Here is an 11,569-nt window from a genome sequence, read left to right on the forward strand (position 1 = left end):
CACGCTGGTGTGAAAAGTGCCAAACCAATTGGGTCCTAACAGAAGAAATCTGAACGTAGGCGAGGATGTCCTCGACGCTGATCACCGCAGGTGCGGAACGAACCGGCAAGGTTCGCAGCACTAGATCCGACGACCAGGAAAGAAGATGGATCGCCGGCGCGATGAGTCGGATGAAGAAGGTCATGGCCGGGGCACACGCCATCGCCACCTTTTCTGGATGGGCGATGGCAATGCGTTTCGGAACAATTTCGCCGAACACGATGGTGAAAGCGGTTACCAGAACGATCGTTGCGGTCAGCGCAACTTCTTCTTTGATGGGAGATGCAAAGGGCAGCCAACGTACGACGATAGTTGCAAAACCATCCTTTAACGCGGATTCACCGAAAACGCCTGATAGTAGTGCGGCGGCGGTAACGCCAGTTTGGGTCGCCGCCAGCAATCGACTCGGCTGATCCTTGATGACCAGGGCCAGTACGGCACGGCGATCCCCGGCTTCGGCCAGCGGATGCAGTCGAGATCTACGTGCCGACGCGAGCCCCATTTCAGCAAGCGAGAAATAGCCCGAAACGGCTATTAACAGTACCAGAATCCAGAGCGCATCCATTCGGGGTTTCTAATCAGCAAACGGAAAACTGCATCATGCCAGCACTCCTGCCGATCGGCGAGTGCGTTTTGATTTAAAGCGCCTGCCCGCACCAGAATGCCAACGATCTGTGTGTTGTCTGAAAAATTTTTTGCTTACAACAGCTTTTTGTTTTTGGGCACTTCTTGTCCAGCCAAGGCCATCAAGGGGCGACTACCGGCGATTTTGAGTGTCGTCAAGGTTTCAACTTGTCAATGCCACCCAGCGCCTTGATGAGCGTCGCATCGGAAAGCGCCGAGAGAACCAGCAAACCCGCACGCATCAATTCACTTTTCTTGATCTCAAAACCCACCTTAAGCGCGCGCTGTTTAAGGACGCCAATCAGGGCGTAATCTGCGGCGGGGAAGGTGAAACTATCCCGAACAAGCTTTGCCTTCTTCCCTGCATGTTTTGTTGCTTTGGCTTTTTTCTCTCCGCTGAGTGGCCTGGCTTGGCTTGCGGCGGGCTCAGGTACTTCTGCCGCAGCGATATCTGCTTTCGCTGGATCCTCCGCAGGCGAGCGCGCTTTGTCGACTTTGGTTCCTACGGCCTCCGGTTTGGCAGTAGCCGCCACCGGGGTTGCTTTAACCTTGGCTTTGGCCGGGGGTTTGCGGGGTGTAGGTGTAAGCACCTTAGCCACAGGCTTTGTGGGCCTTGATTTGGCTGGAGTCGGCGTCTTGAGCGCTTTTACGGCAACTTCAGCCTTGGCCGCTGTGTTTGCTGATGCTCCCGGCTTGGCATCCGCAAGAGGCATCGTGGTGACAGGTGCTGCCTCGTTCGACTCTGGGGTTTGGGACGGGGAATTATTCATCTCGCGATCTCCTTTTTCGATAATGTTTATATAGTTTATACCATTTATACGGAATTTGAATCATAAATGGAACCAACAATCATCACTCCTATGGAGCAATCCGATCAGTGTTTTGTTTCTCTGGCAAGCGGGCAATCAGCACTACCGCGCTCAGAGGATGCGACAACGCTTGAGTTGAATTAATGCCAGGACAAATTGACTTGGCGAAAGATAGATGGACGTATGCCGGGAACTATTCTTGAATCGTGTTTTCATAGCGAAAAGGATTTATATGGTTTATACCGTTCCGTAACCGCGTTGTCCCTGCCGAGGAGAGTGCCATGGTCAATAAACTTGCAAGCGCAATCCTGCTGACGCTCAAGGGGGGCATGTACTTTACGCTGGCTCTGGTCGATTGGCTGACCGCCACGATCAATGTCTCGGAACGCGGTTACCTGCTCCCCTTCAAGGTTGCCAGCGAATTCCATGACGCCATCGTCGCGGCTTGGCATGGACAGAGCAGACCTCCATCCCTGTTGGCTTGTACACACTGGGATCGCAAGGTCTGTGGGCCGTCACCTAGAGAACCAGGAAAATTCCTGTGAGCTTGATCCGATAGACCGAGCCTTTCAGCGCCACGGTTTTATGCCGGCCACGAATCTGCGCAATTCGGAACCTAGCGACTTAACCAGAAGTTGGGTTCGACCGGCAATCCAGCCTTGGGTCAGGGAGTCCCGCTCACCTTTTGGATGCAATTCCTTGATCAGACGTGAGGCCGCGACCTGATCGTTGAGTTTGCCGAGCAAATCCTGAATCACCGTCACCGAAGTCAAATAGGCCGTCAGGCGCTTGCGTGGCAAGACCGGTGTGAAAAACTCAAGGGCGTAATGCAGCTTCTTGAAGGCGATACGCAACTCATGGCGACGTTCGGTATTCATCTTGCCGTGTTCGCGGACCAGCCCTTCGATCATCTCTGCCCGTTTTTGCAGCCGACGCCGGGCGAACTTGCGCAGACTCAAGCCTGACAATTTATTCCGGGCCTCGTTCGTTGGCGGCTCAACGCGGAACAATGCGGCCGAGAAGGCCAGCAAGAGTTGGCTGTACGCCTTATGCGTCAGCACAGTACCTGCCGATGCCTGGGCTTGGGCCATGCGCATCTCGCCTTTGGCCCGCAATACCACCAGATCGGCATCCTCTGGGAAAGCCTCTTCAAGCGGTGCCAATGTTTGGGTCAAGAAGACATCCCAATCACTCGCGATCCCCAACCCCTCGGCCAATTCGCGCCAACGGGGCGAAAAATCCTCGACAAAGGCGGGGGCAAGTACCGGGGAGAACAGATTGAAGGCTGAACGCAGGCGGCGAATGGCCATTCTGGCCTGGTGAACATACTCCGGATTGTTTTCAAAAATGGCTCCCGCTTCATTTCGTTGAAGTTGCACGAGGCAAGATAGTGCAATCGATCTGAATGCTTCGACAGGTGACATGCTCTTGATGACCTGAGAGGCGATGGCCTTGACCGGTTCGGCGCACGCACCGTCGGCCAGCACATAGCCACGCTCCGCCTTGCTGAGGATCTCCGGGTGGAGATGAATATCGGCAGCCAGTTCCATGGCCAGATCAAAGAGAACACCGAGCGATTCGCCTTTCACCAGTTCCAGTTCGACTTCGCACAGCGGTTCGCTGACTGATGCCCTTCCGTCACCAACGGCAAGCGTGTTGATTTTTCCACGGTCAAGCGCCAACTCGATCAGCGCACCCGCTCGGTTCAACGTCCAGGCGGTGCGTGTAAAATCGGTTGAGAAGACGGCTTGTAACCGCGAATGGTGCAACTCCAGGAATTCGCGCAAGTCCTGGTCGGTAACGATAGTGAAATCGAATACGCCAGGTTGCGTTGGTGCTTCCCACTCGCTACGCTGCGCCAGGCCCCCCGCGCCGGAATCACCGCCTTTGACCGTCATCAGCCAGACAGCCTGATCCTTGCGACGAAGACGCAGGGCAATGCCCCGTCGGCGCAGATCGAGTTCCGGCGTGTCGTAGTACGTGTTGAGCAGCCGATACTTCTGCGGTGATATTTCGGATAAAACCGGGTGGGTCTGCAAGCGGCGCACCTGTGAGGGTGGCAGGCGCAATTTGAGTTCGACTTCTGTGCTCATTGAGCATTTTCTCCCTGATATTTTTTTCCAGGCAAGCCAGTTTGGCCAGGCGACCCTCGCATAATCCGTTTTCAAGCAAAATAATCGATTTTGAGGATTAGCACCAGACATCATTTCAGGTAGAACATGAGCAGGATGTCCAATCCAGGACCGGCCAGCCGGAGCCGCCAAGGCTGGACGACGGAGGCGAAGGCCGACGCCAGCATCATTGATGAGATTTGGTAGTCAGGACTCTCTTGAGGTGCAGATGACGACGTGCCTGCCTGGCCAGTCGCTTGTTGGAAAAACGAGCCAAGAGTTCAAGAATCTTCCAGGCCACGGTCAGGCCGACGCCTGCGCATAGGATTCCGACGAAAAAAATTCCAAGTATCTTTAGCATTTGGGTGCTTCCTGTTTGTTAGTGCGGATTCAAGTCTGAAGTGCACCAAGTGTATGACATGAGTTTTACTGTTTGATGAAGACCTCGTGAGTTTTGTATCCAAGGCATTTTCTGGGTCGATGATTGAGGCGATGGGCGAGTCTTCCAGGACCCGAGAGTCAACCAGGCAGCCAGTTGGAATTTCTTGGGGCCGATCAAAAGCGAGCGCGCTTGAGTGCTGCGTCAATATCGACTGCATCGATCTGTTGCGCATCAAGAAAGCGCTGGGCAAAGCGCAAATGCACACCTGCGCGCAGAAAAAGCTCAAACAGGTCACGATCCAGGTGTCCCATTTTCACGTAGTCAGCGAGCAGAGCAACCGACTCCGATAGCGGCTTGCCCGGCTTGTAGGGGCGATCCGACGCAGTCAAAGCCTCGAAAATATCGGCGATCGCCACGATCCGCGCCTGCGGAGTCATCGCTGCTGCCCGCAGACCCCGCGGGTAACCGCTGCCATCGAGGTGCTCGTGGTGATTCCCCGCGATCTCGGGTACGTTCTTAAGATAGTCGGGGAAGGTTAAGCACTTCTGGAGCAGTTTTACCGCGGCTACTGTATTCGCCAGAAATCAAGGCGCCTTTAGAGAAATATTTCGTCCGCGCTGTATATACCGCTGGGCACGACAAATCTGCTGCCGCTGTCGCCAGCGGACAGGTCGACGCGGCGTTTGTCGCCAGTAACCATCTATCGAACCTGATCAGTACAGGGAAAGCAGCGAAGGTCTACTATCAAGTGCTGTGGCAATCGCCGCCGATCCCGCTGGATCCTTTTGTCTACCAGCCAGCAGAAAAAAACTAACTGGGCTCGCGATCCTGTCTGCCGTTCCGAGGATTTTGCGTAATCAAGCGGTAACATCAAGTCGGCATGCTGTGATTTTTCAATGGCTTCGACCATGCGCGACGTATGCATCGCGATTTTGTTACTTTTGCTCTCGCTCAGCGCCCATGCCCATGATGCGCAGGGTTGCGCGGCGACGATCAAGGATCTGCGTATTCTGGCAGAAGACCCGTCCTTTGCTCTCCGGTGGTCTGAAATCTCGATGGACGACGGCAAGCCGCTGAAGGTGTCGATCGTCGAGCGTAATGGCGCACTGTTGCTCGAATTCATGAAAACCGGCGAGGGTCTGTGGGCCGAGATCTCCGGTGTCATCTGCAAAAGCGGCGTCGATCTCGAGCTACGGATGCCCAGAGAGCAGATCAACCTGGGCCCTGCCACCAACTGGATGCTGAGTCTCGCGCTGGCCAACGGTGGCGTTTTTACATTGCGCCGTCGCATGTCAAACCAGTTGCAGATCGAAACACAGGGCTGGAGTGGCCGCTTCGTTCCCACGGCGATGAACTGATGTGCTGGCCGTTGGCCGCCGGGGATTCATCAGTTTGTAACATAGCAGTGGGAGTATTCGTCCCACGGGAACACTGACTTTATTATTTGCCATGCTGAAGGAAAACCCATCGAAAATTCTGCCTTGCCTCTTTGCGAGGACCTTTTCGGCAGTGCCACAGCCCGGCTGTGGGCCGCACACCGTACACCTGATGCAGCGCGATCGGCCGTGATGAAATGCTGCATTTAATTCGCAGCAACACCGAGAGTCGAAGCATGGGCTATCAACAGCTTGCCGCAGTCGATCTCGGCTCCAACAGTTTTCGTCTGCAGATAGGGCGCGTTCTTGATGACCAGATTTACCCCCTGGACTCGCTCAAGGAATCGGTTCGTCTGGCTTCCGGCCTGACGGCCGGGAAACTGCTCGATACAGCCTCGCAACAACGGGCGCTTGCCACCCTGCGCCGCTTCGGGGAACGTTTGCGCGGCTTCCAGCCCGAGGCCGTCCGCGTGGTAGCGACCAATACCTTGCGTGTAGCGAAGAATGCCGCAGATTTCCTGCCCCTTGCCGAAGAAGCGTTGGGTTTCCCCATCGAAATCATCGGCGGCCGCGAAGAGGCGCGCTTGATCTATGTTGGTGTCGCTCACTCGCTGCCATCGGTTAATCATAAACGCCTGGTGGTCGATATCGGCGGCGGTTCCACCGAGTTCATCATCGGCAACAAGCTCGAACCGCAGCTAATGGAATCGCTGTACATGGGTTGCGTCAGCTACTCGCTGCGTTTCTTTCCCGACGGCAAGGTGGACAAGAAGCGCTTTCGCGAAGCGGAGATGGCCGCAGCACAGGAAATCGAAACGATTGCCCGCCATTACCAGCGGTCCGGGTGGCACGAAGCGATTGGTTCGTCGGGTTCGGCGCGGGCGATTGCCGACCTCCTTGAATTGAACCATCTCAATCCGGGCGGTGTTAATGGAAATAACGGCATCACCCGACAAGGTCTGGATACGCTGCGCGCATTGATGATCCGTGCCGGCTCGGCCGAGGCCATGGAACTTGCAGGGTTGCCCAGCGATCGCCTGCCGGTGCTGGCGGGCGGCCTGGCTATCCTGTGTGCGGTTTTTTCTGGACTGGGCATTGATCAAATGAGCTACGCCGGTGGCGCGCTGCGCCTGGGTGTGCTGTACGACCTGCTCGGGCGCTTTCACCACCACGATATGCGGGATTCCACGGTCCTGCAGTTCATGCGTCGCTATCAGGTTGACGGACGGCAGGCCAGGCGCGTCGAGAATACGGCGCTGAACTTCCTCGGGCAGTTGATCGATGTCGATGCGCCTAAGCACGAAAACGACGTGCGCTTCCTGAAGTGGGCGGCAAATCTGCACGAGATCGGTATCTCGATCGCTCATAACGGCTATCACAAGCACGGCGCCTACATTCTGGGCTTTGCCGATATGCCCGGCTTTTCAAAAAAGGATCAGTCACGGCTGGCCTCCCTGGTGCTAGGCCAGCGCGGCAAGCTGGAGAAATTGAAGGAATTGCCTCGGAGCGACTCGTCCTGGCACCTGATTTTCTGCCTGCGACTGGCTGCCGCCCTGCATCGGTCACGCGTTGATATTGCCTTGCCGGTTTCTAGACTCAGCTACGGGGCTGACAGTTATCAACTCGAATTGCCGGACGACTGGCTGGCCAGCAATCCCTTGAGCGCTGCGGTGCTCGCCGACGAGAGCATGGCCTGGAAGCGCGTCGGTTGCGGACTTCGCATCAAGAGTTGGGCATTGCCAGGCGCGGCAGCCGCTTAGGGGCGACCGATTGTACGGCAATAGTTTCAGCAACACCAACTCCAGGAGCCGCGTCAATAGGCGTTCTACAACTAAGCAGTCTGGAGATCCAATAAATACGCCATCCTTCAGGCATTTAGCTTGCAGATTGTTTATTCATAGGACTTCCAGGTCATCGGTACCGAGTCTTTTATAAGCTTGAATATTATGGCCCTGTACGAAAACCGGGAAAGGCTGGTTATCTTCGACGCCGATGGCACAATCATCGATGCTTTTCATGCCATCGAGCGGACTTTCCTGAACCACGGCATGGACATCGGCGACCTTGAACGCTTTCAGAAGCGCCGCAAGCTGTTGAAGTATCTCGGCGGCCTGCGCGAGTTCCCGACCAATTTGCGCCGCCAGTTCGGCAAGCAGAGCCGCAAAAAGCTGCTGGCGACCCTGACCGAAATCTACCGCCACGAGGCGTCCCTGTATCCAGGTATCGATTCACTTCTGCATTCACTTTTGGCGGCACCGGATATTCGCGTTGGCCTTGTCACCCGTAACGTGACCGTGGAGCCTGAGGAAACGCTGAAATGTTTATTTCGGCGACACGGCATCAACATCGATGATTTCGACTTTTTTGCCTGCATTCCAATAGGGGAGGAAAAGACCACGCAACTAAAGCGAGCCAGGGAACGCTTTGCCATCAACCCTGCGCGAACCTACGCCTGCGGTGACGAATACAGCGACTACCTGGCAGCCATTGGCGCCGGCTTCCATCCGTTCGTCGTCGCTTACGGCTTCGAGGACAGCAAACGCCTGAGCAAGGACTTCGGCGTACCGAGCGAAGTCATCTCGACTTCGCCGGCAGAGTTCATCGAACGTCTGCGGCATGCCCTGGATTTGACTATAGAAACTTGAGCCTTACGCGGCCAGGCAGCCGCCACACTGATCATTCAGAATGCCGTAGCGAAATTCAAAATGTAACCGGCAAGACACGGCACTGTAATGATTGCCCGGCACCATGCGCTGCATGCCTACAGTCCGTTCAATCTTTCTCTCCGACATCCATCTCGGCACCCGCGCCTGCCAGGCCGATCGTCTGCTCGAGTTCCTGCGCAGCTACGTGGCCGAGAACGTTTTTCTCGTTGGTGACATCGTCGACTTCTGGGCCATGCGCCGGAACATCGTGTGGACCGCCGAGCAGAACACCTTTGTGCAGAAAATCCTCAAGCGGGCGCGGCGTGGCGAGCGGGTCGTCTTCATTCCCGGCAATCACGACGAAGCCCTGCGCGACTACCTCGGGATCGCCTTCGGTGACATCGAAGTGGTCGGCGAATACATTCATCAACTGGCCGACGGTCGTCGATTCCTGCTCCTGCACGGCGACGAGTTCGACCAGATCACGCGGCACCATCGCTGGGTCGCCGTGCTTGGTGACGTGATGTACGACCTGCTCGTGCGCCTGAACTCCATCATTTCCTTCGTTCGCCGCCGCTTCGGATTCACCTGCTACTGGTCGCTGGCCGGCTACGCCAAACGGCGGGTCAAGACCGCGCTGCAGTTCATTTTCGACTTCGAGGACAGCGCCAGTCATGCCGCACGACAGCGCGGCCTCGATGGAATCATCTGCGGACACATCCACAGCGCGGTGATTCGCGATGTAGACGGAATCACCTATGTGAATTGCGGCGACTGGGTCGACAGTTGCACGGCGATCGTCGAACACCTCGACGGCCGTCTGGAACTGATTGCCTGGGGCAGCAAGGAACTCGCCGTGGTCAATGCACAACAGGAGGAAGTCGCATGCGTGTCGTAATGGTTTCGGATGTCTATTTTCCCCGCATCAATGGCGTATCAACCGCCATTCAGACCTATCACCAAGCGCTGCGAGCGCATGGTGTCGAGGTCAGTCTGGTGGCGCCCGACTACGGTCAGCCCTGTTCTGAATCGTGGATTACCCGAGTGCCGGCGCGACCGGTGCCCGGCGATCCGGAAGATCGTCTGGTGCGCTGGGGAGCCATGCACCAGGCGGTTGAAGACGCCGTCGAACAGGGTTGCGATCTGATTCACGTGCAGACCCCGTTTGTCGCGCACTATGCCGCCAGCGCGGCGGCGCGGCGTAACGGGATTCCCGTTATAGCCACCTATCACACGCTGTTCGAGGAATACCTGAAACACTACGCGCCGCTGATTCCGGCGGCCTGGCTACGCGGGCTGGCACGCAGTTTCTCGCGCCGCCAGTGCAACGCGCTCGATGCCGTTATTGTGCCGTCAAAGGCAATTCATGAACGGCTGGGCGGCTACGGCGTGAAGGCGCCCATGCACGTGCTGCCGACGGGTATCTCGCTGCAAGTTCCGGCGAGTGATGGCAACAGCGGTGGAAACCACGATGGCCACCGCGCTGGTCGCCAGGATTTCCGCACCCGCTTCGGTATCGACGAATCGCGGCCGGTGGCACTTTTTGTCGGCCGCGTGGCGCACGAAAAGAACATCGGCTTTCTGCTGGATGTGATCGATCTGGCGCGTGAATCGCTCCCCAACGTACTTCTGGTGATTGCTGGAGAAGGGCCGGCGCTGCCCGCTCTGCGAAAGACAGTCGCAGAGCGCGGATTGCAGGGCTGCGTCCAGTTCATCGGCTATCTCGACAGGAAAACCGATCTGCCGGCCTGTTATGCCGCGGCGGATGCCTTTGTCTTTGCCTCACGCACGGAGACGCAGGGGCTGGTTCTGCTGGAGGCGATGGCCGCCGGTCTGCCCGTGGTTTCTTTGGCGGAGATGGGAACGGTGGACATTCTCGGCGCCGGTCGCGGCGCGATCGTGCCTGACGATAATCCGTGTGCCTTCGCAGTTGCCCTGACCGGGCTTCTGCGTGACGCCAATTTGCGGAATCGTCTCTCGGCCGAAGGGCGCGAATACGCCGCCGAGTGGTCGGACGACAAACTCGCCGGAAGAATGGCGGAGCTTTACCGGCAGATCGTTTCCAGGCACATCAAGCAGAGCGAGCACGATTTGACTTTTTCGACACTCTAGGAATGTGCTGAAAACCGCCGCGTTCTTCCCTGATTCTGATCAGTCCCGAAATTCAGGAATCTTTGGCAAGGCCGGTATACTCGCCAGCCTCGGTTCCATACAAGGAGAAGTCTGTGCTTGAGGAAAGCCCTTTCAAGGGAAAAACCGGCTTGCAGCGGGTATGGAATGCTTTGCACTATTCGCTCGCCGGTTTGCATGCGGCCATTACCTGTGAAGATGCTTTTCGTCAGGAAGCTCTGCTCGCTGCACTGCTGATTCCGGCAACTTTTGTTCTGCCGGTGACCGGGATCGGCCGCGCTCTGATGATTGCCAGCATCCTGCTGGTGTTGATTGTTGAATTGCTCAATTCGGCGATTGAAGCCACCGTGGATCGGGTATCCCTTGATCGGCATCATCTGTCCAAACGCGCCAAGGATATCGGCAGTGCGGCCGTGCTGCTGGCGTTGATCAATGTGGTTTCGGTTTGGGGTTGCGTGTTGCTTGGCTAACGGGCGACCGTTAATCTCATTCCATTTTGATCGTTAGAAGCGCCGCATCATCAGATGGCGTCCATCGATCGCGCTTTTAGGGACATCTGCGAAACCCAATTCGCGGAAACGCTTGGCCTTGGCGCTGGAGACAAGTATCCGCCCCGATTTGAAATTCTGTTTAACCCAGTCGATACGCACCTTGACCAGTTCATGACCAATGCCTTGTCCGCGGTGTTCCGGAGCGACTGCCGACAAATAAAGAATGTGGGTGTGCGATGCCCAGTCGGCTGCTTTGACCCCACCGAACCCAATGATTTCACCAGCGGCATAAGCGACAAAAAACTGGCGGTAGAAAAGCGACGAACCTCCCAATAATTCATCTCTTAGGCGCTCGGCGTTGTAGCGCTCCTGCCTGGCAAAGGCATTGACCAGCAGGGCAACGCAAGATTCAGTCAGAAGATGGTTGCTAACATCGAGCTTATCAATGTGAATTTTGCTCATGGTTTCATTCCTTTCTGGAAATGACACGATTGGCGGGGAACATAAAGCTGCTCCACTGGGTTCTACTTGCCCCTTCTGTTCTTTTCCAGATAATGCCAGCCGCAAGCCTTGCGCTTTCCAATACCAGAAAGAAAACAATGAAGTTGCTTTGGCGCCAGGAAAGCCATGCCGAGAAGAAAGCGATAGATCGGGCCGGGAAGTCGATGGACCCTTCAACTGAAGCAGAAAGGCGTTTCCGTTGTTTCTTACCTGACCTACAGAAATGAGCTTTGAGGGAAATATGATGAGGAAAAAGTATTGCAGGAAAGTTACGATGGATAAATTGGGCAGCCTGGTTTAACAAATTATGCAGATCTGAAAGCCTGATTAGATTTCCTGGATGCAGGATGAAGCTCTTCTCGCGTATTTTTCCAATTTGACAGATATTCGCTCCGACGACACTTGTCAATTTCAGATTTCTTCTGTTAGGACCCAATTGGTTTGGCACTTTTCACACCAGC

At 56.0% G+C, this 11,569-nt stretch carries 14 protein-coding genes and 1 pseudogene; 8 read left to right on the forward strand and 7 right to left on the reverse strand.

Going from position 1 to position 11,569, the window contains the following annotated elements:
* Both ACOYNV_RS22030 and ACOYNV_RS22035 read right to left on the reverse strand, forming a co-directional pair.
* Window positions 1-604, reverse strand: a 604-nt coding sequence (locus ACOYNV_RS22030) for a CNNM domain-containing protein (protein ID WP_422901959.1), incomplete at its 3' end; no start/stop codon positions are given.
* A gap of 214 nt (window positions 605-818) precedes the next feature.
* Window positions 819-1,433: a hypothetical protein gene (locus ACOYNV_RS22035; protein WP_422901960.1), complete on the reverse strand. Its 615-nt coding sequence runs from the start codon at window positions 1,431-1,433 to the stop codon at window positions 819-821.
* Window positions 1,434-1,753: 320 nt separating this feature from the next.
* On the opposite strand from ACOYNV_RS22035, the gene ACOYNV_RS22040 reads away from it, so the two are divergent.
* The gene (locus ACOYNV_RS22040) at window positions 1,754-2,017 is read left to right on the forward strand and encodes a hypothetical protein (RefSeq protein WP_422901961.1); all 264 of its coding nucleotides are present in this window, start codon (window positions 1,754-1,756) and stop codon (window positions 2,015-2,017) included.
* Window positions 2,018-2,041: 24 nt separating this feature from the next.
* Here the strand turns inward: ACOYNV_RS22040 and ACOYNV_RS22045 are convergent, their stop codons facing one another.
* The 3 genes from ACOYNV_RS22045 to ACOYNV_RS22055 all read right to left on the reverse strand — a co-directional run bounded on the left by ACOYNV_RS22045 (window position 2,042) and on the right by ACOYNV_RS22055 (window position 4,546).
* The gene (locus tag ACOYNV_RS22045) at window positions 2,042-3,565 is read right to left on the reverse strand and encodes a CHAD domain-containing protein (protein WP_422901962.1); all 1,524 of its coding nucleotides are present in this window, start codon (window positions 3,563-3,565) and stop codon (window positions 2,042-2,044) included.
* Window positions 3,566-3,770: 205 nt separating this feature from the next.
* Window positions 3,771-3,944: a hypothetical protein gene (locus tag ACOYNV_RS22050; protein WP_422901963.1), complete on the reverse strand. Its 174-nt coding sequence runs from the start codon at window positions 3,942-3,944 to the stop codon at window positions 3,771-3,773.
* A 194-nt stretch (window positions 3,945-4,138) separates the two neighbouring features.
* The gene (locus ACOYNV_RS22055) at window positions 4,139-4,546 is read right to left on the reverse strand and encodes an HD-GYP domain-containing protein (RefSeq protein WP_422901971.1); all 408 of its coding nucleotides are present in this window, start codon (window positions 4,544-4,546) and stop codon (window positions 4,139-4,141) included.
* On the opposite strand from ACOYNV_RS22055, the pseudogene ACOYNV_RS22060 reads away from it, so the two are divergent.
* The 7 genes and pseudogenes from ACOYNV_RS22060 to ACOYNV_RS22090 form a co-directional block, all read left to right on the forward strand.
* A pseudogene (locus ACOYNV_RS22060) lies at window positions 4,510-4,779 on the forward strand (PhnD/SsuA/transferrin family substrate-binding protein); the annotation flags it as partial. The gene ACOYNV_RS22055 and the pseudogene ACOYNV_RS22060 sit on opposite strands and share 37 nt — an antisense overlap.
* Before the next feature lie 94 nt (window positions 4,780-4,873).
* The gene (locus ACOYNV_RS22065) at window positions 4,874-5,323 is read left to right on the forward strand and encodes a hypothetical protein (protein ID WP_422901964.1); all 450 of its coding nucleotides are present in this window, start codon (window positions 4,874-4,876) and stop codon (window positions 5,321-5,323) included.
* Window positions 5,324-5,577: 254 nt separating this feature from the next.
* Window positions 5,578-7,101 (forward strand): exopolyphosphatase, encoded by a 1,524-nt coding sequence (gene ppx, locus ACOYNV_RS22070; protein WP_422901965.1) that lies wholly within the window; start codon window positions 5,578-5,580, stop codon window positions 7,099-7,101.
* Between the two features lie 186 nt (window positions 7,102-7,287).
* Window positions 7,288-7,986 carry an HAD family hydrolase gene (locus ACOYNV_RS22075; protein WP_422901972.1) on the forward strand — a complete coding sequence of 233 codons (699 nt, stop codon included), beginning with the start codon at window positions 7,288-7,290 and terminating at the stop codon, window positions 7,984-7,986.
* 112 nt (window positions 7,987-8,098) lie between these two features.
* On the forward strand, window positions 8,099-8,884 hold the full coding sequence (locus ACOYNV_RS22080) for a UDP-2,3-diacylglucosamine diphosphatase (protein ID WP_422901966.1): 786 nt from the start codon (window positions 8,099-8,101) through the stop codon (window positions 8,882-8,884).
* The gene (locus tag ACOYNV_RS22085) at window positions 8,872-10,098 is read left to right on the forward strand and encodes a glycosyltransferase (protein ID WP_422901967.1); all 1,227 of its coding nucleotides are present in this window, start codon (window positions 8,872-8,874) and stop codon (window positions 10,096-10,098) included. Before ACOYNV_RS22080 ends, ACOYNV_RS22085 begins: the two co-directional genes overlap by 13 nt.
* Before the next feature lie 113 nt (window positions 10,099-10,211).
* Window positions 10,212-10,586 (forward strand): diacylglycerol kinase, encoded by a 375-nt coding sequence (locus ACOYNV_RS22090; RefSeq protein WP_422901968.1) that lies wholly within the window; start codon window positions 10,212-10,214, stop codon window positions 10,584-10,586.
* 33 nt (window positions 10,587-10,619) lie between these two features.
* Here ACOYNV_RS22090 and ACOYNV_RS22095 read toward each other — a convergent pair whose 3' ends face one another.
* Window positions 10,620-11,069 (reverse strand): GNAT family N-acetyltransferase, encoded by a 450-nt coding sequence (locus tag ACOYNV_RS22095; RefSeq protein WP_422901969.1) that lies wholly within the window; start codon window positions 11,067-11,069, stop codon window positions 10,620-10,622.
* 4 nt (window positions 11,070-11,073) lie between these two features.
* A complete protein-coding gene (locus tag ACOYNV_RS22100; protein WP_422901970.1) occupies window positions 11,074-11,517 on the reverse strand; it encodes a hypothetical protein in 444 nt (147 codons plus the stop codon).
* Between the last annotated feature and the right edge of the window lie 52 nt (window positions 11,518-11,569).

It is taken from the genome of Propionivibrio sp. (assembly GCF_049316945.1).
Classification (GTDB): domain Bacteria; phylum Pseudomonadota; class Gammaproteobacteria; order Burkholderiales; family Rhodocyclaceae; genus Propionivibrio.

Bases quoted from the DNA above. Each gene is read 5' to 3' on its own strand.
- ACOYNV_RS22035 (WP_422901960.1), bottom strand. From the start codon at position 1,433: ATGAATAATTCCCCGTCCCAAACCCCAGAGTCGAACGAGGCAGCACCT.
- ACOYNV_RS22040 (WP_422901961.1), top strand. From the start codon at position 1,754: ATGGTCAATAAACTTGCAAGCGCAATCCTGCTGACGCTCAAGGGGGGC.
- ACOYNV_RS22045 (WP_422901962.1), bottom strand. From the start codon at position 3,565: ATGAGCACAGAAGTCGAACTCAAATTGCGCCTGCCACCCTCACAGGTG.
- ACOYNV_RS22050 (WP_422901963.1), bottom strand. From the start codon at position 3,944: ATGCTAAAGATACTTGGAATTTTTTTCGTCGGAATCCTATGCGCAGGC.
- ACOYNV_RS22065 (WP_422901964.1), top strand. From the start codon at position 4,874: ATGCGCGACGTATGCATCGCGATTTTGTTACTTTTGCTCTCGCTCAGC.
- ppx (WP_422901965.1), top strand. From the start codon at position 5,578: ATGGGCTATCAACAGCTTGCCGCAGTCGATCTCGGCTCCAACAGTTTT.
- ACOYNV_RS22075 (WP_422901972.1), top strand. From the start codon at position 7,288: ATGGCCCTGTACGAAAACCGGGAAAGGCTGGTTATCTTCGACGCCGAT.
- ACOYNV_RS22080 (WP_422901966.1), top strand. From the start codon at position 8,099: ATGCCTACAGTCCGTTCAATCTTTCTCTCCGACATCCATCTCGGCACC.
- ACOYNV_RS22085 (WP_422901967.1), top strand. From the start codon at position 8,872: ATGCGTGTCGTAATGGTTTCGGATGTCTATTTTCCCCGCATCAATGGC.
- ACOYNV_RS22095 (WP_422901969.1), bottom strand. From the start codon at position 11,069: ATGAGCAAAATTCACATTGATAAGCTCGATGTTAGCAACCATCTTCTG.